This is a genomic window from Roseateles sp. P1_C1_2, from assembly GCF_056406535.1.
In genome coordinates this window covers 1-21,642 of the sequence record NZ_JBFUAB010000024.1, presented here as the reverse complement: position 1 = coordinate 21,642, position 21,642 = coordinate 1, and the positions used below count along the sequence as shown (strand labels likewise).

Here is a 21,642-nt window from a genome sequence, read left to right as displayed (position 1 = left end):
TGCTAGTCAGTCAAGGCAAGGCGGTAGATGCGATTGGCATTACCCCCGAAGAGCGCACGTAGGTCGTCAGGCTGGGGAATGGGTTGAAACTGGCGAGCCAGCTGGTGGGCGAGTTGCCACCAGTCGGCGTAGTCGGCGGCCAGGCGCAGCACCGGCCAGTCGCTGCCCCACAGCAGGCGCTGGGGGCCGAACAGCGTCCACAGTGCCTGGGTGTAGGGGTGAAGCGCTGCGGCGTCGCGGCGCTCACCGGCCTCTGTCAGCAGGCCCGAGAGCTTGCAATGGACCTGGGGGAGGGCGGCCAGCGGGGCCATGTGGGTTTGCCAGGGCTCGATCTCGCCGCGCGCGATGAACGGCTTGGCGGCATGGTCGATGACGATGCTCAAGCCTCGATGGCGCTCGGCGAAGCGGCGCAGCCCGGGCAATTGGCGCGGCAGCACGAGCGCGTCGAACACCAGGCCGTGGCGCTGCATGGCCTCGGCGGCCGGGTCACAGGCGGGGTCGGCGATCCAGTCGTCGTCCGGCAAGTCCTGCAGCATGGGGCGCAGGCCCTTGAGCAGTGGGTGGCGGGCCAGCGCGTCAATCTGCGCGGCCGCATCCGCCGCCTTGAAGTCGACCCAGCCGACGACACCCTTCACCCACGGCGTGCGCTCGGCCAGCGACAGCATCCAATGCGTGTCAGCCACGCTGGGCAGCGATTGCACGAGCACGGTGGCATCGACGCCGGCGGCCTGCAATTGGGGTGCCAGGTCGTCGGGGCCGAAGTCACGGTGGATGGCCTGCAGCGAAGCCGGCGGCCACTGGCCCTCGCGGTCGACCAGGCGCCAGAAGTGTTGATGTGCGTCGACCCTCATCAGTCGTCCTGCGGGCCGCTGTCGGGCAGGGGCGCGTTGCCGGCGATGAGGCCGCGGCCACGCAGTCGGTGCCAGAGCTCGCGCGGGATGGCGCGAGCCATCCAGGCGGCGTTGGCCGCCACCTGCTCGGGCGAGCGCATGCCCGCGAGCACGCTGGTGACGGCCGGATGCGCGAGCGGGAACTGCAGGGCCGCCGCCTGCAGCGGCACCCCGAACTCCGCGCAGGTGGCGTCCAGGGCCCGGGCCCTGCGCATCACCTCCGGTGGCACGCTGCCGTAGTTGTACTTGGCCTGTCCGGCCAGCAGGCCCGAGTTGAAGGGGCCGCCGATAACCACGCCCACGCCGGTCGCCGCGCAATGGTCCAGGAAACCGAGGCTGCCCTGCTCAAGCAGGGTGTAGCGGCCGGCCAGCAGCACGCAGTCCAGCGCTGCGGCGGCCAGTGCCTGCTGCGCCACTTCCCATTCATTCACACCCAGGCCGATGGCCTTCACGACGCCCTGGCTGCGCAGCTCCTCCAGGGCGCGAAAGCCGCCGCCCGTGGTCAGCGCGTGCCAATGAACGTCGTGCCCGTCGCCGTGGGTCAGTCGGCCGATGTCGTGCACCAGCAGCATGTCGATGCGTGCCAGCCCCAGGCGCTGCAGGCTGTCCTCGAAGGAGCGCAGCACGCCGCCGTAGCTGTAGTCGTACACCGGGCGGTAGGGCAGGGGGTCGGCCCAGTCGTCACTGCCGGCCGCCACCGTCGGGTCGGCATGCATGACGCGCCCGACCTTGGTGGACAGCACAAAGCTGTCGCGCGGGTGGCGTGACAGGAACTCGCCCACGCGGCGCTCGCTGCGCGTGTAGCCATAGAACGGGGCGGTGTCGAAATAGCGGATGCCGGCGCTCCAGGCGGCCTGCAGCGTCGCGGTGGCCGTGGCGGTGTCCACGGCTTCGTACAGGCCGGCCAGCGCGGCGGCGCCCAGGCCCAGCGTGGTCAGCGGCAGACCGGCGCCAGGAAGGGAGCGACTGGGAAGGCGGTTCATGTGTTGCAGTGAAAGTCGTCGCAGGTTCACTTCAGTACAGGACGGCCTTGGCCTCGGGCGACTGCAGGTTGGCCTTGCTGACCCACACGACACCGGTGTCGCGGAACTTGGACACGGGCTTCTTCTGCAGCACGTCGGACACGGTCTTCACGCCGAGGTAGCCCATCTGGAAGGAGCTCTGCACCGCGATGCCCGCGAGCGTGCCGTCCTGGACGAATTTCTGCAGGTCCTGGTTGCCGTCGAAACCGATCGCGACCAGCTTGCCCGCGCGGCCGCTCTGCACCAGGGCGCGGCCCATGCCGACGGCAGTGGGCTCGTTGGCGCCGAAGATGGCTTTCAGGTCCCGATGGGCAGCCAGCACGTCGGTGGTCTGGTTCATGGCGGTCGCCATCTGCGACTGGGAATAGAAGGGCCCGACGATCTCGAGCTTGGAGTTCGCCTTCAGATAGCTCGTGAAGGCGCCCACGCGGCCGACCTCGGAGCCTGCGCCGGCCACGAAAGACATGACGGCCACCTTGCCGGTGGTGCCGATCTTGTCGATGAGCTGCTTGGCACAGAGCTCGCCAGCGGCGCGGTTGTCCGTTGTCAGGAAGGATTGGTAGTAGGGTTTGCCGGCCTCGGACACATGGGAGTCGATCAGCACGACCGGGATGCGCGCTTCCCAGGCCTTCTTGATGACCGGTACCAGCGCGTCGGGGTCCGAGGGGGCCAGCACGATGCCGGCGACACGCCGGTTGATCGCGTTCTCGACGAGGTTGACCTGGTCGGCTATTGCCGATTCGCTGGCCGGCCCGGAGAAGGTCAGCGTGTGGCCTGGAATTTCCTTGATGGCGGTCTCGGATCCCTTGTTGACGTTTTGCCAGTAGGTCGAGTTGGTCGTCTTGACGATGACGGCGATCTCGCCGGCCTGGGCTGCGGCACCGAGCAGGGCCAGGCAGGCGCTCATGAGCGCGTGGATCAAATGGCGGGGCATGGAATGTTTCCTGGAGATGGAACCGGTCTTCAACGCCGGTTGCGGAGTTGGTCGATCCAGACGGTGACGAGGATGACCAGGCCGATGATGATTTGCTGCGTGAAGGACGAGACGCCGTTCATGTTCAGCCCGTTGCGCAGGATGCCGATGACGAACGCGCCGATGAGCGTGCCGGAGATCGTGCCGACGCCGCCGAGCAGCGAAGTGCCGCCAATGACGGCCGCCGCGATGGCGTCAAGCTCGTACATGACGCCCTCGTTGGGTTGCGCGGTGACGAGGCGGGACATCAGCACGCAGCCGCACAGACCGGCCAGCGCGCCCGAGGCGACGTAGGCGAACATCGCGACGCGCCCGACATTCACACCCGACAGCCGCGCCGCCTCGCTGTTGGAACCCACCGCGTGCAGATGCCGCCCGAGCGTGGTGCGCCGGAGCAGGATGCCGGCCGCGATGGCCAGCACGATCATCAGCAGCACGGGGTAGGGGATGCCGGGAAAGACGACGTCGGGGAAGCCCTGTTCGTCGATCTTCTCGATGCGCCACAGCGCGCCGTTGCCGAGCGCGCCGAAGGCCTCGCCCAGGCCCGAGATGGCTCGCGCGTCAGTGAGCTGCAGCGCGACACCGCGCGCCACCAGCATCATGCCCAGCGTGGCGATGAAGGGCGGCAGCCGCAGCCGCGTCACGCACAGGCCGTTGATGGCACCGCACAGCGCGCCGACGACGACGCCCAGGACCATGGCGGGCGCCACCGGCATGCCGCTCTTGACCAGCATGCCCGCCACCACGCCGGACAGGGCCAGCACCGAGCCGACGGACAGGTCGATGCCACCGGTCAGGATCACCAGCGTCGCGCCGATGCCCAGGTAGACGATGGTGGTCACCTGCAGCGACACCGTCATCGCGTTGCCGACCGAGAAGAAGGCGTTGCTCGTCAGCGAGAAGACGAGCATCAGGATGAGGAGGCCCGCCAGCGCGGCGAATTTCTGGATCAGGTCTTTCTGGCGGTCGTTCATGTAGTCGGTTCAAGGAGGGCCGCGCTGCGCATGGCCGGCTCGGAGGAGCCGACCGAGGCATGGTGAATGACGTCGTGCTGGCTGCACTGGCGGGTCTCCAGCATGCTCGCGAGCTGGCCCTGGCGGAACACGGCGACGCGGTCGCTCATGCCGAGGACTTCGGGCAGCTCCGAGCTGATCAGCACGACGCCGACGCCCTCGGCCGCCAACCGGTCCATCAGCGCGTAGATGGCGTACTTGGCGCCCACGTCGATGCCGCGCGTCGGTTCGTCGAAGAGGATGACCCGGGCCTGGCGGAACAGCCATTTGGCGATGACCACCTTCTGCTGGTTGCCGCCCGACAGCAGCCGGGCGATCTGGTCCGGCGACGGTGTGCGGATGGCCAGCTCGGCGATGTAGCGCTCGGCGGTGCTGCGTTCGCCGGCCGCGTCGATGAAGCCCAGGCCACTGGCCAGCGCGCCCAGGTTGGCCAGCGTGATGTTGTGGGCCACGCTCATCTTCACCGCCAGCCCGTGGGCCTTGCGGTCTTCCGAGACATAGGCGATGCCTGCGGCGATGGCATCGCGCGGCGAGCGGATGTCCAGCCGCTCGCCGGCCAGTTCAACCTCGCCACCGTCGACCGCATCGGCGCCGAACAGCGCGCGCGCAACCTCGGTGCGGCCGGCGCCCACCAGGCCGGCGAAGCCGAGGATCTCGCCGCGCCGCAAATCGAAGTTCAGTGGCCCGAAGACGCCCTCGCGCCGCAGGCCGCGCACACACAGCAGCACTTCGGAGGAAGGCTGCCGCGTCGCCGGCGGGAATTGCTGGTTCAACTCGCGGCCCACCATCAAGCTGACGATCTCGTCGATGGAGGTCTCGGCCCAGAGGCGCGTCGCGATGTAGTGGCCGTCGCGCAGCACGGTGACCCGGTCGACGATCACATCCAGCTCGTCGAGCCGGTGCGAGATGTAGACGATGCCCACGCCTTCGCGCTTGAGGTCTTGCACGACGTTGAGCAAGCGCGTCGCGTCGGCCTCGCCCAGCGAGGAGGTGGGCTCGTCCATGATGAGCAGCCGCGCCTGCATCGACAGGGCCTTGGCGATTTCGACCATCTGCTGCTGGGCGATGGACAGGGTCGAAACCTCGGCGTCGGGATCGATATCCACGCCCAGGCGCTGCAGGCAGGTGCGAGCCCCTTCGCGCTGCCGGGCGCTATCGACGAACCAGCCGCGGCGCGGCTCGCGGCCGAGCCAGATGTTTTCGGCCACCGTCAGGTGGGGCACCAGGTTGAGCTCCTGGTGAATCATGACGATGCCCAGGGCCTGCGCATGGTGCAGCCCCTGAATGCGCACAGGCTCGCCATCGATGTGGATCTCGCCTTCGTCGGGGGTGTAGACGCCGCTGAGGATCTTCATCAGCGTCGACTTGCCGGCGCCGTTCTCGCCGCAGATCGCATGCACTTCACCGCCGCGCACGTCCAGCGCCACGCCCGACAGGGCGGTGACGTTGTCGAAGCGTTTGCAGACGCCCTGCATGCTGAGCAGGGGCGAGGGCGGCGAGGAAGCGGAGAGCGCGGGCATCGCGGCGGGAGGGCGCGTTGGAATGGCAAAGTTTGCGGTCTTGCCACTTTGCCATAAGTTTGTTATTTGGTCAGACCAGTGCTTACCCGTGGTCGTGACGCTGGGGAAGGATCGTCTCTTTGGTGCTGTTTGGTCTTACCAAAACTTCGTTCCGGCGAAAAAACCCGCGTCCAGCATGGATGCCTGAACGCCCGGTTTTCAGCGGTATCGGTTCAGCACTGACGCCAGCGAGCCGTCCACCATCATCCGGTCGATGGCCTTGTTCAGCGGCTGCAGCAGCGCCGGCTTGCCGGGTGTCAGCGCGCAGCCCAACTGGTAGTGCTCGACTTCGAGGATCTCACGCAGTCCGGCCTCCGGGTTGAGCCTGACGTAGTAGGCCAGCGCGGCGCGATCCGTGACCGCGTAGCGCACACGGCCGAAAGCCAGCCGGCGCAGGTTGGTCTCGGCATCGGCAACGTCTTCCCGCCGGATCTGCTGCCGGAATGCCGAGACGAGGGCGGGATAGTGTTAGCCCAGGACCGTACCCAGCGGCTCGTCCGCCAGCGTCTGGAGCTGCGCCACGGCGGGGGCGTTCGCGCCCGCCGCGATGATCCCCGTGCCCGACAGGAAAAGACGCGTCCAGAGCAGCGTGCCCTCGAGCCACTCGGGTTTGACGTAGCACAGGAGATCGGCGGCCCCTGACGCCACGGCGGGGCCTGCGCGCTTGCTGGGCAGCGGCACGAACACCGGCTTGAGGCCCAGGCGCTGCGCCAGCAGTTCGCCGAGTTCCTTGAGCACGCCGTCGACAGGCTTGTCCTCTGCCATCCTGAGCATGGGCATGGATTGGCTGGTCGGCGCGACGATGCGCAGCGACTGCGGCTCGGCGGCCTGCGCGGCCGGGTGCGCTGCCAGCAGTGCCAGGATCAGCGTCCACCGCTGCCATCGCCGCTTCGGCGCGTCGACGTGGAGAGCGGCTTGCTGCGTCATGGCATCACCGGGCTGGCCGGCGTCAGCCGCCCTTGCGGCGGTTGTAGACGTCGAAGACCACGGCGGCCAGCAGCACGACGCCCTTGATGACCTGTTGCCATTCGATGCCCACGCCGAGGATGGACATGCCGTTGTTCATCACGCCCATGATGAAGGCGCCGATGACCGCGCCGAGCACCTTGCCGACGCCGCCCGACGCCGAGGCCCCGCCGATGAAGCAGGCGGCAATCACGTCGAGTTCGAAGCCCAGGCCCGCCTTGGGCGTGGCCGTGTTGAGGCGGGCCGCGAAGACCAGGCCGGCGAGCGCCGCCATGACGCCCATGTTGGCGAAGCACAGCAGCGTCAGCTTCTCCGTCGGCACGCCGGACAGCCGCGCGGCGCGTTCGTTGCCGCCGAGGGCGTAGACGCGCCGGCCGAGCGTCGTGCGCTGGGTCAGGAAGACGTAGGCGCCGATCAGGGCACCCATCAGCAGCAACACGTTGGGCAGGCCCTTGTACGAAGCCAGCAGCCACACCAGCGCAGCCAGGGCGAACGACTGGGCCAGCAGCCGCAGGCTGAACAGCGCCGCCGGCTCCGGTGCCGCGCCGCGCGCTTCGGACTTGCCGCGCGCGGCCAGCTCCCGCCAGGCCAGCCAGGCCACCAGGCCGAAGCCGATGACGAGCGCGCTGAGGTGGTGCTCCTCGCCCCCTGGCCAGTCGGGCAGGAAGCCGCTGCTGAGGAGCTGGAAGGTGTCCGGGAAGGGGCCTACGGACTGGCCGCCCAGCAGTGCCAGCGCCAGGCCCTTGAACACCAGCATGCCGGCCAGGGTGACGATGAACGAGGGGATCTTCAAATAGGCGACGAACCAGCCTTGCAGAGCGCCGATGAGCGCGCCGGCGACCAGGCAAACGGCGGCGGATGGCAGCACCGGCCAACCCCGCTCGACCATCAGGATGGCCGCCAGGGCGCCGATGAAGCCACAGATGGAACCCACCGACAGGTCGATGTGGCCGGCGACGATGACGAGCAGCATGCCGAGGGCCATGACCACGATGTAGCTGTTCTGCAGGAACAGGTTGGTCAGGTTCAGCGGCTGCAGCAGGGTGCCGTCGGTGAGCACCTGGAAGAACCCCATGATGCAGACCAGCGACAGCAGCATGCCGTAGTCGCGCAGATGCGATGCGAGGAAGTTGCGCAGGGACGAAGAAGGCATGGCGATGGTTTTCAATGGGTGCCCACGAGGGCGTGCATGACGGTTTCCTGGGTGGCGCCGGCGGCCGGCATCTCGGCCACCAGCTCACCCTCGTTCATCAGGTAGAGGCGGTCGCACATGCCCAGCAGTTCGGGCAGCTCGGACGAAATCATCAGGATCGAGCGCCCCTGGGCGGCCAGGCTGGCGATCAGGCTGTAGATCTCGAACTTGGCGCCGACGTCGATGCCGCGGGTGGGCTCATCCAGGATGAGCAGTTGAGGGTCGGTGAACAGCCACTTGGCCAGGACGACCTTCTGCTGGTTCCCGCCCGAAAGGTCGCCGACGGGCTGCTGGACGCTCGCGCAGCGGGTGGCCAGGCGCTGCCGGAAGTCATTCGCCACCGCATTGTCCCGGGCCTCGTCGATGACGCCAAAGCGGGAGATGCCTTCGAGCCGGCACAGGCTGGTGTTGCGGGCAATGCTCTCCCGCAGCACCAGCCCCAGGGCCTTGCGGTCCTCGGTGACATAGGCCAGGCCGGACTTGATGGCCCGCCGGACGGTCGAGACGTCGACCTGCTGACCGCCCATCCAGGCGGAGCCGCGGATGCGCCGCCCCCAGGAGCGGCCGAACACGCTCATCGCCAGCTCCGTCCGCCCGGCGCCCATCAGGCCGGCGATGCCGACGATCTCGCCGCGGCGCACGTTCAGGTTGACGCCCTTGATGGCTTCGCGGCCGACGTGAAGCGGGTGCTCGACCCACCAGTCGCGCAACTCGAACAGGATCTCGCCAGGATTGGGCTGCCGCTTGGGATAGCGATCCTGCATGTCCCGCCCGACCATGGCGCGAACGATGGCGGCTTCCTCCGGCGGTGCTTCGCTGCAGTCCATCGTGGCGGTGGTCGAGCCGTCGCGCAGCACGGTGATGGCATCGGCCACTTCCGCGATCTCGTTGAGCTTGTGGGAGATCAGCACGCAACTGACGCCGTTGCCGCGCAGCCGTTTCAGCAGGTCGAGCAGGGCGGCGCTGTCGTCCTCGTTGAGGCTGGCCGTGGGCTCGTCGAGGATCAGCAGCTTCACGTCCTTGGCGAGCGCCTTGGCAATCTCCACGAGCTGCTGCTTGCCGACGCCGATGTCCTTCACCAGCGTATTCGGAGACTCTTGAAGGCCGACCCGATGCAGCAGCTCGACGGCCTGGTCGTGGGTGCGAGCCCAATCGATCACGCCGCGCCGGGCGCGTTCGTGCCCGAGGAAGAGGTTCTCGGCGATGGAGAGTTGCGGAATCAACGCCAGCTCCTGGTGGATGATGACGATGCCGAGCGCCTCGCTCTGCCGTATGCCGGAGAAGTGCTGCGGCTCCCCGGCGAACCGGATCTCGCCTTCGTAGTCCGGGTGCGGATAGACCCCCGAGAGGATCTTCATCAACGTGGACTTGCCGGCGCCGTTCTCGCCGACCACCGCGTGGATCTGCCCATGCTGGACAACCAGGTCGACGTGCCGGAGGGCGACCAGGCCATGGAACTTCTTGCCGATCCCGCGCATCTCCAGCAGCGGGGCGGGCTGATTGTCTAAGGTTGCCACGTCAGCTGCCCCTTGAGGGCTGGGCGGGCCGAGCGCCGGGCCGCTCCCAAGCCGGCCCGCACTGGCGATGTGCTTGCGGTTCGACGCCGCAAGCATCGCCGTCCCCGCGGGGGACCGACCAGACTCGCTCGCGTTCAGCGACGCGAGGTTGGGCGAGGGGCAGTTTCACTTCAGCTGCCCTTCCTTGTAGTAGCCGCTGTCGACGAGCACCGGCTTCCAATTCGTCGCGTCGACCGCCACGGGCTTGAGCAGATACGAGGGCACCACCTTGACGCCGTTGTTGTAGGTCTTGGTGTCGTTCACCTGCGGTGTGCGACCGCTGAGCACCGCATCGACGAGGTCGGCCGTGACCTTGGCCAACTGGCGGGTGTCCTTGAAGACGGTGGAGGCCTGGTCGCCGCGCAGGATGGCCTTGACCGACGGCAGGTCGGCGTCCTGTCCCGTGATGACCGGCATCGGCTGGCTCGGCGTCCCGTAGCCCACGCCCTTCAGCGAAGAGATGATGCCGATCGACAGGATGTCTGCAGGCGACAGGACCGCGTGCAGCTTGTCCTTGCCGTAGAAGGCCGACATCAGGTTGTCCATGCGCGCCTGGGCGGTGGCGGTGTCCCAGCGCAGGATGCCCACCTTCATGGCGCCCAGCTGCTTGCTGCGCACGACGAGCTTGCCGCCATCCAGATAGGGCTTCAGCACGCTCATGGCGCCGTCGTAGAAGAAGCCCGAATTGTTGTCATCGGGCGAGCCGGCGAACACCTCCAGGTTGAAGGGCCCCTTGCCCTGCTTCAGCCCGAGCCGGTTGACGATGGACTCGGCCTGCAGCACGCCGACCTGGAAGTTGTCGAACGTGGCGTAGTAGTCGACGTTCTTCGAGCCGCGGATCAGCCGGTCGTAGGCGACGACCTTGATGCCCTTCTCGGCGGCCTTCTGCAACACGCCGGACAGCGTGGTGCCGTCGATGGACGCGATCACCAGGGCCTTGGAACCCTTGGTGACCATGTTCTCCAGCTGCGCGAGCTGGTTCGGGATCTCGTCATCGGCGTACTGCAGGTCGACCTGGTAGCCCAGCGCCTTGAGGCTCTTGACCATGTTGTCGCCGTCGGCGATCCAGCGCTGGGAGCTCTTGGTGGGCATCGCGATGCCGATGGTGCCCTTGCCTTGTGCCAGCGCGGCGGCACAGGGTGCGAGCGTCAGCAAGACGCTCAGTCCGAGAAAGGTGATGCGGCGCATGTTGTCTCCGTGTTGTGTTTGGGTGCGACGGTCTGCTCAGCGAAAGATTCGCTGCGCGAAGTGATGGAGGTTTTCTGCCCAGCTCTCGCGGTCGTGCGCATGGGCATCGACGTGCCAGATGTGCGGGATGCCGCCGTCACGCAGTGCGCGGTGCAGCGCCTGCGAGACGCTGATCAGCCCGTCCTGGCGACCGCAGGACAGGTACAGCAGCTTCAGCTGGCGGCGCGCGCTGTCCGCGTCGGGCAGCAGTTCGGCGGCGGGTTTCGTGTTCGGTGCGGACGAGAAGCCACCGACCCAGCCAAAGGTGTCGAGGTGGATCAGTCCGATGTTCAAGGCCTGGCCGCCGCCCATGGAAAGGCCCGCAATGGCGCGGTGTGGTGCATCAGCGAGCGTTGAATACCTGCCATCGACTGCAGGGATCAGCGAGCGCAGCAGATCGGCCTCGAAGCTTGAGAAGGCGGCGATGTGCCCGGGCGTGAACGTCTGGTCCGGCGGCGGCGGACCGTCATCGGCGCGGGCCCGGCCGTTGGGCATGACGACGATCATGGGCTCGGCCGCGCCCGATGCGATCAGCTTGTCGAGGACGACGGTGGCGCGAACGTAGCCGCTCCACTCGTGCTGGTTGCCGCCGATGCCGTGCAACAGGTAGAGGACGGGATAGCGACGATCCGAGGCATAGCCGGCCGGCAGGTAGACCACCGCCTTGCGCCGGGTCTGCGTGACGGCCGACTCGTAGCTGAATTCCTGCGTCTGACCATGGCGGATGTCCGGGCTCTCGTCTGCGAAACCCTTCGGCGGTGCGGCGAACGCCGGCACGTCGTCAGACGCCAGCACCACGGCCCGGTTGAGGTTGGCGCGGGCTTCCTTCGTGCCCGCGGCCGGCTCGCCCTGCGCATTGACGGTGGCTGCAACGATTGCCAGGCAGACGGAGGCCACCAGCCTGGCGAAGCACTGACGCGCGGCGGCAACGTGGGGCGCTGTCAAGCGCCCACCTTTTTCAGGCTCAACAGCACGACGTCATGGCTGCGCAGCTTCACGTTCAGCGTGACTGTGCCGGCTGCGCCGACCACCAGCTCGCGTTGCAGCTCGGGCTTGTCCGTCGTCAGGCCTTGCAGCGTGGCGAGCTGCTTGGCATCTAGGTTCTTGGGCGAGCCCATCTTCAGATAGGCGGTGTGGGCGTCGTTGATCTCGTAGCCGGTGCGGCGCTGTGTGAGCGTGTAGCGGCCGGGCGGCAAATGGCGCAACTCGATGGTGGTGGTGCCCGCGTCCCTGGCCGGCTGCGGCTTGCTGAAGAAGCTGCGGTTGCTGGCCTTCTGGTCCGGGAGTCGCCAGTTCCACACCAGGGCCTGGACCTGCTCGCCATTCGTCGCGGCCCAGCTGAATTCGTCGCTGCTGGGGATCTCCTTGCCATCCAGCCGGGCCAGGGCGGCGAGGTATTTGTAGGCGAACCACACGGGCTTCCTCACGCCTTCGCGCGTCATCATGCCGAAGCCGCCGTGGAAGGGCGCGTCCGGCGGGCCGGGTTCCTCGAACAAGTCGCTGTAGACCCAATAGCTCATGTGCTGGGCCAGGCCTTGCGTCTGCTTGAGCTTGGTGAGCACATAGGGCGCGCTCATGTAGCTGTCGTGCACGAGGTCGCGTGGGTTGTAGCTGCTGCTCCATTCGGTGAAGAACAGCGGCAGGCCCGGCAGGTGCGAGGCCTCGATCTCCTTGCGCACGCGCCGCACGTCGCCCACGATGGCGTCGGGCGACTTGGACAGCACGCGGTCCTCCTTGCCGAACTCGTCCAGGTAGCCTTCATCCACGCCGTAGGTGTGCGTCGTGACGAAGTCCACCGGCGTGCCGGTCGCCTTCGCATGCGCGAGGAACTCGGGCACCCACCAGGCGCCGGCGGTGGCCGGGCCACCCACGCGCAATTGCGCGTCGATGCCCTTCATGGTCTTGGCCGTGCGGGTGTAGAGGTCGAAGTAGGCTTGCCTGTCGGCCTTCTCCCAGAAGCCATCGAGATTGGGTTCGTTCCAGACTTCGAAGTACCAGCTGCGCACCTCCTTCTCGCCATAGCGCTGCAGCAGGTGGCGCGTGAAGGCGTCGATCAGCGCGACCCAACCGGTGGGCTCGGGGTGGGAGGTGTTGCCGGCCCAGTAGAAGACCTTCAAGTCCGACGTCTTCAACGCCAGCGGCGTGAAGCCCAGCTCGACGAAGGGCTTGATGCGGCGCGCCAGCATCGCGTCGTAGAGCTTGTCGATGTTGGTGAAGTCGAAGACGAGGTTGCCTGCGGCATCGCGCGTCACCGTCTTGAAGACGTCGTGGAAGATGGCGTGGAAGCGCAGGTAGCGGAAACCCAGCTCGTCGACGGTTGTCTTCAGCTGTGCGAGTGCGTCTTCGCGGTAGGTCGTGCCGGGGTAGTCAGCGCCGACGCAGTGGTCGAAAAAGCGGTCCAGCGGCTGCTTCGCTTCGGCCAGGTCGAGCACGATGCGGCGCTGCTGCGGCGCAGCGAATGATGCGGTGGTCATGAGCGGCAGGGCAGCAGCAGCCAGCATCTGGCGGCGGCGCAGGGAGCGGAGCGAAGTCACGTCGTGAGTCCTCTGTAGACAAAGTTGCGGGCGCACGTCGCCGGCATCGGCGCGGCGCTTGCCGGCCTGGCAGCGGCCTTCATTTTTTGCACAACTCGCTGATGGCGTTCGGCGCGGTGGCGGTGATCAGGCCCAGCCGATAGGGCAGCTCGATGTATTCGTACTTCTTGTTCTTTTCCATGTCCAGGCCTTGGTACAGGAATTTCAGCGGCTGGCAGGGGTCGATGCTCAGCGTTTGGTCGACCCCATCGCGGATCAGTTCGCCATGGGACACGCCTTCGGACCAGATCCGGCCGTTGAACTTGACGTTCTCTGTGCCGGCAAACATGTTCATCGGGGCGCCGGGAACGGGTTGCCACTTCCCGTCCAGGCGATCGGCTGTCCAGGCCCGGAAATACCTGCCCTTGGACCCCATCGCCTCGATCAACGTCAAGTACTGGTTCGTGCCAGCAATCTTGTAGGTGTTGCTCGCTTCGAACATGTCATCGCGCTTCTCTTCCATGACGACGACGGGCTCGGAGAAGCCCTGAGGGAAGCGCTCCATCGTCGTCTCGCCGCGGTAAAAGCTGCCGTTGTCGCCAGTGAAGAAGAGATAGCACTTCTTGTCGTCGCAGATGTTCCAGAAGTCCAGCCAGGACGCATTGCCCTTGGCGTCTTTGACGCTTGCCGGGATGGTCGGGTAGAAGGGCTTCGGTGCTGTCCACGACAGGGGATCGGCGATGTTGCTGGTCGTGGAATACAGCGGGTCGCCGCCCTGGTAGATCAGATACCAAAGCTTCTGCGGCGCGAAGTAAAAGACCTGGGGTGCTGCGCGATAGCCGGGCCCGATGGGGGACTTTTCGAGCATGAACTGAGGGGCGTTGGGGGCCTCCTCCCAGTTCGCAAAGCTCGTGTAGGCCATGCCCCAGCCGTTCTTCCCGGCCGTGGTCATGAAGACGTGATAGCGGGCGTCGTGGTAGACGATGGTCGGATCCTTGACGCCAAAGATGTTCTTCGCGTCGGCGGGCGGCCTGATCAGCGGCTCGCTGGATTTCCATTCGAAAGGCTGGGCCGGTTTCGCGGGTTCCGCCGCGTGAGCGAGGGTGCTCAATGCCAGGCAGGATGCAAACCAGAGTGCGTTGAAACCGTCAAAGGAAGACTTGGGGTGGCGCATGATTTCTGCGATGGATGTTTCAGGGGAATCGGTGCGTGACAGCGTCATACCTGCCCCCGGGTGGCTTCGAGCTCGCCGCGGATCTGCAGCATGCGTCGCTCGGTCAACTCAAAGCGGGCGAGCGAGATCAGCGCCAGCACCAGGCCGATGACCGGAACGCCCGACAGAAGAAGGCGCATCGTGAAGATCGCCTGTGGGTCCTGCACCGCCTGCTTGGCATCGAAACCGGTGAACTGCAGGATCCAGCCCGAGGCGCCCACGCCCAAGGCGATGCCGAACTTGGAGATCCACGACTGGCAGGCCGAGAACGAGCCCTCGCGGCGCTGGCCCGTTTGCAGTTCGTCATAGTCGACGATGTCGCCCAGCGTGGAGCCATAGATCATCCAGAAGCCCGCGCCGGTGAAGGCGACCAGGCCGCAGGCGAAGAGCTGCAGGTAGGGCCGCGCTGGGTCGTACAGCCACCAATCGCCGATGAAGGCGCAGATGGCCAGGCTCAGCGCAGTGGCCATCGCCACATGCTTGCCCTTGCGACGCGCGAGCATCGCGAAGAACGGAATGCCCGTGAAGCCGAAGACGGTGCCTGACACGCCCATGGCGGTGTTCCACTTCGCGCCCAGCGCGATGTCGCCCTGGCAGACGTAGTAGACCGTGGTGTAGTACCCGAGCGTCGACACCATGGCCGTGCCGATGCCATAGGCCAGCATCATGCCGAGAACGCGGCGGAAGGGTTTGCAGCGCAGCGTGCGCCACAGCGTGTCGGCAAACGGGATGTGGGTCTGCGTGCGCGAGACCAGCTTCTCGTAGTAGCGCTCGCGCACCATCAGGAAGATGGCAATGGACACCGCCACCATGACGGCGCCGAGGATGGCGCTGTAGGTCTGCGCGCCGCGCAGGATGTCGGGCTTGCCGTTGGCGCCGTTGAAGATCGCCAGCGTCGTGAACTGCGCGGCATAGAACATCCCCAGCTCGGGCACCTTCTGGATGACGGCGCGGACAGCCATCACGGACGTGCGCTCGTGGTAGTCCGGCGTCATCTCCGCGCCCAGGCTGTTCCAGGGCATGTTGAAGCAACTCATGATGGGCACGTAGATCACCGTGCTGACCAGCATGAAGATGAAGTACTGCGTGTCCGTCCAGCCCCTGCCCACCGCGAACATCAGCGGCAGGCCGATGCCAGCGAGCACGCCGCCGACGAGGATGAAAGGCCGCCGGCGGCCGTAGCGCGTGCGCGTGTTGTCCGAGATCCAGCCAAAGACCGCGTCCGACCCCGCGTCGATGAAGATCTTGATCATCTGCACCGTGGAGATCAGGCCGGGTGCGACACCGAGGAAGATGTTGAAGACCTGGAAGGCCAGCGACGGGTAGAGCCAGTGGCCCCACATGTCGAGGAAGGCGCCCAGACCGAAGCCGATCTTCTGGCGCATCGGCAGGCGGTCGACCGACGGTGGCACGACGCGGTCGAGGTGAAGGGTGCTGGCGTTCACAGGATCTTTCTGGCCTTGATGACTTCGGCGTAATAGAGCGCCGACAGTTTTGCGGTGCGCACCTGGGTCTCGTAATCGCAGTGCACGATGCCGAAGCGCCGCTGGTAGCCGTCTTCCCACTCGTAGTTGTCGATGAAGCTCCACAGGAAGTAGCCGTGCAGCGGCACGCCGTCGCCGATGGCGCGATGAGCTTCGCGCAGGTGGTTGCGCAGGAAGTCGCGGCGGTGCAGGTCCAGCACCTCGCCGTTCACCACCGGCTCATCGTTGTAGCCGCAGCCGTTCTCGGTGATGTAGAGCGACTGGTGACCGTAGCACTCGGCGGCGAAGCGCGTGGCCCAGTAGATGGACTGCGGCACCAGGCGCAGCCAGGGGCTGTCGGCGCGGGGGTAGTTGATCGGGGGCGGCAGGGCCTCGTAGGCCGCGCCGGTCTTGCTGGCGCGCACATAGGTGCCCGTGTAGATGTTCAGGCCGAGGTGGTCGGTGGGCAGCCTGATGAGGTCGAAGTCGCCGGGCTCGACCTTGGGGGCGTCGGCGCCCGCGCGGGCCAGGTACTCGGCCGGGTACTGGCCCGCATGCATCGCGCCCAGCACATGAGCATTCATCTCCAGGAACCAGGCCTTGGCGGCGGCGATGTCCGCGGGCGTCTCGGTGACAGGGATGCAGACGTCCAGGTTGTCGGTCAGGCCGACGACCGCACCGGCACCGCCGAACTCGCGCACCGCACGCACGCCGTGGCCGTGGCACAGCAGCGCGTGGTGGAAGGTCTGGTTGACGACGGCCGCGCTCTCCTTGCGACCCGGCGCCTTGGTGCCGAAGCCATAGGCCAGCTGCGTGAAGCAGCGGATCTCGTTCATCGTGATCCAGTGCTTCACTTCACCGGCGAAGGCCTTGACGACGGTGTCGGCATAGCGGTCGAAGGCGTCGACCGTCACGCGCGACGTCCAGCCACCGCGGTCCTCCAGGGCTTGCGGCAGGTCCCAGTGGAACAGCGTCACCCAGGGCTCGATGCCGTGCTTCTTCATGCTGGCGAAGAGGCGGTGATAGAAGTCCAGGCCTGCCTGGTTCAGCTCGCCGTCGCCGTTGGGGTAGATGCGCGGCCAGGCGAGCGACAGGCGGTAGTACTTCAGGCCCAGCGAGGCCATCAGCGCGAAGTCCTCGTCGAAGCGGTTGTAGTGGTCGCAGGCGACGTCCAGCGTGTCGCCGTCGTGTACCTTGCCGGGCTCGCGGCAGAAGCGGTCCCAGATGGATTCGCCCTTGCCGTCGGTGAAGGCGGCGCCCTCGATCTGGGGCGCTGCGGCGGCCACGCCGAAGATGAAGTCGGCGGGGAAGGGGCTGGAGTAGGTCAGTGCGGTCATGGCGTCCTGGGTCAGGGCGGCTGTGTCGCACTGGCTCAATCGAAAGAGCGGTACATCGGCTTTCATCGCAGAGGCTTCAGCCGCAGAAGTGATTGACGAGGTTCTCGAAGACTTCCTGGCGGCCGGAGACCGGTGCGACATCGGTGTTGGCGGCGAGCACCTGATCGGCGAGCTGCTCCAGCGAGCGGCGGCCTTGCAGGATGTCCTGGCCGGCGGGTGTGTCCCAGCCGGCGTAGCGGCTGTCGACGGCAGCCTTCAGGCGCCCATCGTTGACCATCTTCTCGGCGACGAGCAGCGCTTGGGCGCAGACGTCCATGCCACCGATGTGGCCGTGGAAGAGGTCGGCCGCGTCGATGGACTGGCGGCGCACCTTGGCGTCGAAATTCAATCCACCCGAACCGAGGCCGCCGGCCTGCAGCACGTGGTACAGCGCCACGGCCGTCTCCGGCACGTTGTTGGGAAACTGGTCGGTGTCCCAGCCCAGCTGCGGATCGCCGCGGTTCATGTCCAGGCTGCCGAGGATGCCGAGTGCGCCTGCCGTGGCGATCTCATGCTCGAAGCTGTGGCCCGACAGCGTCGCGTGGTTGGCCTCGATGTTGACCTTGACCTCTTTCTCCAGGCCGTAGCGCACCAGGAAGCCGTAGACCGTGGCGGTGTCGAAGTCGTACTGGTGCTTGGACGGCTCGCGCGGCTTGGGTTCGATGAGGATGGCACCCTTGAAGCCGATCTTGTGCTTGTACTCGACGACCATGTTCAGGAAGCGGCCGAGCTGGTCCATCTCCTGGCCCAGGCGCGTGTTCAGCAGCGTCTCGTAACCCTCGCGGCCACCCCACAGCACGTAGTTCTCGCCGCCGAGCTTGAGCGTGGCGTCCATCGCGTCGCGCACTTGCAGGGCCGCCATGGCGAACAGCGCGGGGTCGGGGTTGCTGGCCGCACCCGACATGAAGCGGCGGTGGCTGAACAGATTGGCCGTGCCCCACAGCAGCTTCAAGCCCGTAGCCTGCTGCTTCTCGCCGAGCACGTCGACCATGCGCTGGAAGTTCTCGTGGCTCTCGCGCGGCGTGGCACCTTCCGGGGCGACGTCGCGGTCATGGAAGCAATAGTAGGGCGCGCCGAGCTTGGCAAAGAACTCGAAGGCGGCGTCGGCCTTCAGCTTGGCCAGCTCCATCGGGCTGCCGCCCTGGAACCAGGGCCGCTCGAAGGTGGCGCCGCCGAACGGATCCAGCCCGGTCCAGACGAAGTTGTGCCAGTAGCAGGCGGCGAAGCGCAGCTGCTCTTCCATGCGCTTGCCCAGCACGATGCGGTCCTTGTCGTAGTGCTTGAAGGACAGGTCGTTGGGACTGTCGGCGCCCTCGAAACGAATGGGCGCGATGTGGTTGAAGTAGCTCGTCATGGTTGGAGGTCAGGCGCCGCGCAGGCGGCGGTAAAGGTCACGGAAGCGCGCCAACCGTGGGGTCAGCAGCGCATGGCGTTCGGGGTTGGGGGTAAAGCGGGCGGCGATGTCGGGGCGGGTGCAGACGGTTTCGACGCTGCCGCCGGTTGCAAGCCAGCCGAGGCGCGCGGCGCCGAGGGCGCCACCGGCTTCGCTGCCGGCGTGCACGACGATCTCGACGTTCAACGTGTCGGCGATCAGCTGCGCCCAGTAGGCACTGCGCGAACCGCCGCCGACGAGGGAGAGTTGCTGCACTTCGGTACCGGCCGCGCGCAGCGCGTCCAGGCCGTCCGCAAGACCGAAGACGACGCCTTCGAGCACGGCGTAGGTGCAATCGGTGCGTGTCGTGTTGGCCTTCAGGCCATGGAAGACGCCCGAAGCAAATGGGTCGTTGTGCGGTGTGCGCTCGCCGGCCAGGTAGGGCAGGAAGATGGGCGCGTTGACTGCGCTGTCATTTAGCGAAGAAGAAAGTTCGGCCAGCAGCGTTGCCTCATCGGCGCCAACGAGCGTGCAAAACCAGCGCAGGCAGCTTGCGGCCGACAGCATCACGCTCATCTGGTGCCAGCGCTCGGGCAGGGCATGGCAGAAGGCGTGCACGGCCGATGCCGGGTTGGGGCGGTAGCAGTCGTTGACGACGAAGATCACGCCCGACGTCCCGAGCGAAATGAAGCCATCACCCGGCTGCGTCGCGCCAATGCCGATGGCGCTGGCGGCGTTGTCACCCGCGCCGCCGGCAACGATCACTTCCGCGCCCAGGCCCCAGGTCTTGGCCAGTTCAGGCTTGAGCACGCCACTGGGTGCATTGCTCTCGACGAGTCGCGGCATCTGCGCACGCGTCAGGCCGGACGCGGCGAGCAGCTCGTCGGACCAGTCGCGGCGCGCCACGTCCAGCCACAGCGTGCCGGCGGCGTCGGACGGCTCGGAGACCTTGTCGCCCGTCAGCTGCAGGCGCAGCCAGTCTTTGGGCAGCAGCACGCTGGCGACGCGTGAGAAGACCTCGGGCTCCTGCTTCTTGACCCACAGCAGCTTCGGGGCGGTGAAGCCTGGCATGGCCACATTCCCGGCAATGGCATGCAGGCGTGGCGCCTTTGCTTCAAGTTCCACGCATTCGGCGTGGCTGCGGCCGTCGTTCCACAGGATGGCGGGGCGCAGCACGGCGTCTGCCTCGCCGAGCAGCACGGCGCCGTGCATCTGGCCTGACAGGCCGATGCCGCGTACGGCGGCAAATTCGGCCGGGTGGGCGGCTCGCAGGTGGGCAAGGGCCGCACCCGTCGCGCTCCACCATTGAGCGGGATTTTGCTCAGCCCAAAGTGGTTCGGGACTGGACAGCGTGAGCAGGCTGCCCGCTGTGCCAACGATTCGGCCAGTGCCATCCAGCAGCAGCAGCTTTACCTCAGAGGTGCCGAGATCGATGCCCAGGTACATCAGTGAATCTCCTGCACGGAACTGACTGCAGTGCCGACATGTTGCGTGGACAGGGTAGGGCGTGTCAGACGGTGGCGCACCAGCGCCGCTGCGCCGATGGCCACGGCATTTGCGCCAAAGCGGCAGGTGCGGACACCAGGCACGGGTGAACCGCCCGCAACGGCATTGGCATTCAATGCAGCGAGAGCAGGCTGCAGAAAAGGATCGCCGAGCTCGATGACGGAGCCGCCGAGAACAATGCTGCCAGGGTCATACGCCGCCGCAAGGTTCACCAGCAGCATGCCCAAATGGTGGCCAGCGGAGGCCACCGCCTTCACTGTTTCCGGGTCTTGCTTCGCTAGATGAGCGCGGACCTCTTCGAGCGAGCCAAGACGTGCGCTGCTGCCGTCGCCACGCTGGATGGCGCGTGTCGCGATCAATGCCTCCGCGCAACCACGTCGACCGCATGAACAGCGAGGCCCGTTGAACTGCAGCACCATATGACCGACCTCGCCTGCATAGCCGCGGCTCCCCGTTTGCAGGCGGTCTCCAACGATGACACCCGCTCCAAGCCCCTGATTGATGGAGACGTAGATCAACGGGTCCGAATCTGGCGTTGGGTTGAACTCCAGTTCACCCAGCGCGGCCGCGTCGGCCTCGTTCTGAACGAATAGCGGTGTGCCGGCAAGCCAGGTCTGCCGCAGCGCATCGGCCAACAGTGTTGCAAAGGGCAGGTTGCGCCAGCGGAGGTTGGGCGCGAACTTGACGGCGCCGCGCGCCTCGTCGACGCCGCCTGGCAGCCCGATGCCGATGCCGAGTAAGCGCTGCCCGGCGCTGAAATGCGAGTGCAGGCCTTCCAGCGCGCCGGCCAGGCTCGCAATGCAGCTCTGCGCCGTGGGACTGGGGCCGTAGGGAGCGACGCTGCAGGCGTGGACCGTCCCGGTCAGCGACGTGGCCACGACGCGTGCCGACTCGATACCGACCTCGGCACCAATAAGCAGCAGGCGCGTTGGGTCGATGAACAGCGGCGTGGGGCGGCGGCCCATGTCGCCTGTGGCAACGATCTCCCGCTCCATCAGCCAGCCTTCGGCCAGCAGACCGCGGACGAGAGCGCCGACCGTGGAGCGGGTGAGGCCAACGGCCGTCGCCAAGGCAGCGCGCGACAGGCCTGGCTGGGCGCACAACTGCCTCACAACAGCCATGCGGTTCATGCGCTTGAGCTGTTGCTGGCTGCCGCTCGTTTCAGCTTCCACGTCTTGCCCCCCTTTTGTGTTCTATTGGTCCGACCAACAAAGTTATGTTCAAATGTTGGTCTGACCAATATTAGTTTGGACGGCGCACAAAGTAAATAGGCTCTGTTGCTGGTGTCGACCGATGTGTCGCTCGTTCAAGGAAGACTGATTCATGAAGTTCACTGACGGACAGTGGATGCTTCAGCCAGGCGTCGCCGCGCACTACGCGGCCGAGGCCTATGGCGTTGAAGTCCACGAAGACCGCCTCGTCGTGCTCGCCACGACCCGACCCATCAAGCACCGTGGCGACACGCTGCAAGGCCCCACGTTGACCGTGACGCTGAGCTCGCCGCTCGAGGGCGTGATCCGCGTGAGCGTGAAGCACTACGTCGCATCGACCGCGCCGCGCCTGCACATCCCCATGGTCGGCGCCGGCAAACCGGCCGTGCAGATCGTCAACGGCGAGACCAAGGCCACGCTCACGTCCGGACCGATCTCGGTCGACGTCAAGAAGGGCGACGGCTGGGCGCTGACCTTCCGCGAAGGCGACCGCGTCCTCACCAAGAGCGACTGGCGTGGCCTGGGCTACATCCAGTACGCGGGCAAGGGCAATTACGTCCACGATCAGCTGTCGCTGGCGGTGGGCGAGA

19 protein-coding genes are annotated in these 21,642 nt (G+C 66.6%); 1 reads left to right on the top strand and 18 read right to left on the bottom strand.

Going from position 1 to position 21,642, the window contains the following annotated elements; all coding sequences use genetic code 11:
- Window positions 1-2: 2 nt before the first annotated feature.
- From AC1D2H_RS22605 to AC1D2H_RS22520, 18 genes are all read right to left on the bottom strand, one after another.
- Window positions 3-851, bottom strand: coding sequence for an amidohydrolase family protein (locus tag AC1D2H_RS22605; protein ID WP_478012540.1), 849 nt, complete (start codon window positions 849-851; stop codon window positions 3-5).
- Window positions 851-1,873 carry an aldo/keto reductase gene (locus AC1D2H_RS22600; protein WP_477903885.1) on the bottom strand — a complete coding sequence of 341 codons (1,023 nt, stop codon included), beginning with the start codon at window positions 1,871-1,873 and terminating at the stop codon, window positions 851-853. Before AC1D2H_RS22600 ends, AC1D2H_RS22605 begins: the two co-directional genes overlap by 1 nt.
- A gap of 31 nt (window positions 1,874-1,904) precedes the next feature.
- Entirely contained in the window at window positions 1,905-2,846 is a 942-nt protein-coding gene (locus AC1D2H_RS22595) for a substrate-binding domain-containing protein (RefSeq protein ID WP_477903883.1), read from the bottom strand.
- Window positions 2,847-2,875: 29 nt separating this feature from the next.
- Window positions 2,876-3,859 (bottom strand): ABC transporter permease, encoded by a 984-nt coding sequence (locus AC1D2H_RS22590; protein ID WP_478012539.1) that lies wholly within the window; start codon window positions 3,857-3,859, stop codon window positions 2,876-2,878.
- Window positions 3,856-5,418 carry a sugar ABC transporter ATP-binding protein gene (locus tag AC1D2H_RS22585; protein WP_477930629.1) on the bottom strand — a complete coding sequence of 521 codons (1,563 nt, stop codon included), beginning with the start codon at window positions 5,416-5,418 and terminating at the stop codon, window positions 3,856-3,858. The genes AC1D2H_RS22590 and AC1D2H_RS22585 overlap by 4 nt, the downstream gene beginning before the upstream one ends.
- Before the next feature lie 198 nt (window positions 5,419-5,616).
- The gene (locus AC1D2H_RS22580) at window positions 5,617-5,829 is read right to left on the bottom strand and encodes a hypothetical protein (protein WP_478012538.1); all 213 of its coding nucleotides are present in this window, start codon (window positions 5,827-5,829) and stop codon (window positions 5,617-5,619) included.
- Between the two features lie 96 nt (window positions 5,830-5,925).
- Window positions 5,926-6,384: a hypothetical protein gene (locus AC1D2H_RS22575; RefSeq protein WP_478012537.1), complete on the bottom strand. Its 459-nt coding sequence runs from the start codon at window positions 6,382-6,384 to the stop codon at window positions 5,926-5,928.
- A 22-nt stretch (window positions 6,385-6,406) separates the two neighbouring features.
- The gene (gene mmsB / locus AC1D2H_RS22570) at window positions 6,407-7,576 is read right to left on the bottom strand and encodes a multiple monosaccharide ABC transporter permease (RefSeq protein WP_477930625.1); all 1,170 of its coding nucleotides are present in this window, start codon (window positions 7,574-7,576) and stop codon (window positions 6,407-6,409) included.
- 11 nt (window positions 7,577-7,587) lie between these two features.
- Window positions 7,588-9,093, bottom strand: coding sequence for an ATP-binding cassette domain-containing protein (locus AC1D2H_RS22565; protein ID WP_477930823.1), 1,506 nt, complete (start codon window positions 9,091-9,093; stop codon window positions 7,588-7,590).
- Between the two features lie 204 nt (window positions 9,094-9,297).
- Entirely contained in the window at window positions 9,298-10,359 is a 1,062-nt protein-coding gene (gene chvE, locus AC1D2H_RS22560; protein WP_477903873.1) for a multiple monosaccharide ABC transporter substrate-binding protein, read from the bottom strand.
- A gap of 36 nt (window positions 10,360-10,395) precedes the next feature.
- Window positions 10,396-11,343, bottom strand: coding sequence for an alpha/beta hydrolase (locus AC1D2H_RS22555; RefSeq protein ID WP_477930623.1), 948 nt, complete (start codon window positions 11,341-11,343; stop codon window positions 10,396-10,398).
- Entirely contained in the window at window positions 11,340-12,932 is a 1,593-nt protein-coding gene (locus AC1D2H_RS22550; protein ID WP_477930621.1) for a GH39 family glycosyl hydrolase, read from the bottom strand. Before AC1D2H_RS22550 ends, AC1D2H_RS22555 begins: the two co-directional genes overlap by 4 nt.
- A 79-nt stretch (window positions 12,933-13,011) precedes the next feature.
- Entirely contained in the window at window positions 13,012-14,022 is a 1,011-nt protein-coding gene (locus AC1D2H_RS22545) for a glycoside hydrolase family 62 protein (RefSeq protein WP_478012536.1), read from the bottom strand.
- 107 nt (window positions 14,023-14,129) lie between these two features.
- On the bottom strand, window positions 14,130-15,569 hold the full coding sequence (locus AC1D2H_RS22540) for an MFS transporter (RefSeq protein WP_478012535.1): 1,440 nt from the start codon (window positions 15,567-15,569) through the stop codon (window positions 14,130-14,132).
- The gene (locus tag AC1D2H_RS22535; protein ID WP_478012534.1) at window positions 15,566-16,924 is read right to left on the bottom strand and encodes a GH1 family beta-glucosidase; all 1,359 of its coding nucleotides are present in this window, start codon (window positions 16,922-16,924) and stop codon (window positions 15,566-15,568) included. Before AC1D2H_RS22535 ends, AC1D2H_RS22540 begins: the two co-directional genes overlap by 4 nt.
- Window positions 16,925-17,000: 76 nt before the next feature.
- Window positions 17,001-18,317 carry a xylose isomerase gene (gene xylA / locus AC1D2H_RS22530; RefSeq protein ID WP_478012533.1) on the bottom strand — a complete coding sequence of 439 codons (1,317 nt, stop codon included), beginning with the start codon at window positions 18,315-18,317 and terminating at the stop codon, window positions 17,001-17,003.
- A gap of 9 nt (window positions 18,318-18,326) precedes the next feature.
- Entirely contained in the window at window positions 18,327-19,781 is a 1,455-nt protein-coding gene (gene xylB, locus AC1D2H_RS22525; RefSeq protein WP_478012532.1) for a xylulokinase, read from the bottom strand.
- The gene (locus AC1D2H_RS22520; protein WP_478012531.1) at window positions 19,781-21,013 is read right to left on the bottom strand and encodes an ROK family protein; all 1,233 of its coding nucleotides are present in this window, start codon (window positions 21,011-21,013) and stop codon (window positions 19,781-19,783) included. Before AC1D2H_RS22520 ends, xylB begins: the two co-directional genes overlap by 1 nt.
- Before the next feature lie 151 nt (window positions 21,014-21,164).
- Here AC1D2H_RS22520 and AC1D2H_RS22515 point away from each other — a divergent pair.
- The coding region (locus AC1D2H_RS22515) for a hypothetical protein (RefSeq protein ID WP_478012530.1) at window positions 21,165-21,642 on the top strand (478 nt) is incomplete at its 3' end.

Excerpts from the sequence above, each read along its gene's own strand:
- AC1D2H_RS22605 (WP_478012540.1), bottom strand. The coding sequence starts at position 851 with ATGAGGGTCGACGCACATCAACACTTCTGGCGCCTGGTCGACCGCGAG.
- AC1D2H_RS22590 (WP_478012539.1), bottom strand. The coding sequence starts at position 3,859 with ATGAACGACCGCCAGAAAGACCTGATCCAGAAATTCGCCGCGCTGGCG.
- AC1D2H_RS22595 (WP_477903883.1), bottom strand. The coding sequence starts at position 2,846 with ATGCCCCGCCATTTGATCCACGCGCTCATGAGCGCCTGCCTGGCCCTG.
- chvE (WP_477903873.1), bottom strand. The coding sequence starts at position 10,359 with ATGCGCCGCATCACCTTTCTCGGACTGAGCGTCTTGCTGACGCTCGCA.
- xylB (WP_478012532.1), bottom strand. The coding sequence starts at position 19,781 with ATGTACCTGGGCATCGATCTCGGCACCTCTGAGGTAAAGCTGCTGCTG.
- AC1D2H_RS22575 (WP_478012537.1), bottom strand. The coding sequence starts at position 6,384 with ATGACGCAGCAAGCCGCTCTCCACGTCGACGCGCCGAAGCGGCGATGG.
- AC1D2H_RS22535 (WP_478012534.1), bottom strand. The coding sequence starts at position 16,924 with ATGACCGCACTGACCTACTCCAGCCCCTTCCCCGCCGACTTCATCTTC.
- xylA (WP_478012533.1), bottom strand. The coding sequence starts at position 18,317 with ATGACGAGCTACTTCAACCACATCGCGCCCATTCGTTTCGAGGGCGCC.
- AC1D2H_RS22585 (WP_477930629.1), bottom strand. The coding sequence starts at position 5,418 with ATGCCCGCGCTCTCCGCTTCCTCGCCGCCCTCGCCCCTGCTCAGCATG.
- mmsB (WP_477930625.1), bottom strand. The coding sequence starts at position 7,576 with ATGCCTTCTTCGTCCCTGCGCAACTTCCTCGCATCGCATCTGCGCGAC.
- AC1D2H_RS22600 (WP_477903885.1), bottom strand. The coding sequence starts at position 1,873 with ATGAACCGCCTTCCCAGTCGCTCCCTTCCTGGCGCCGGTCTGCCGCTG.
- AC1D2H_RS22565 (WP_477930823.1), bottom strand. The coding sequence starts at position 9,093 with ATGCGCGGGATCGGCAAGAAGTTCCATGGCCTGGTCGCCCTCCGGCAC.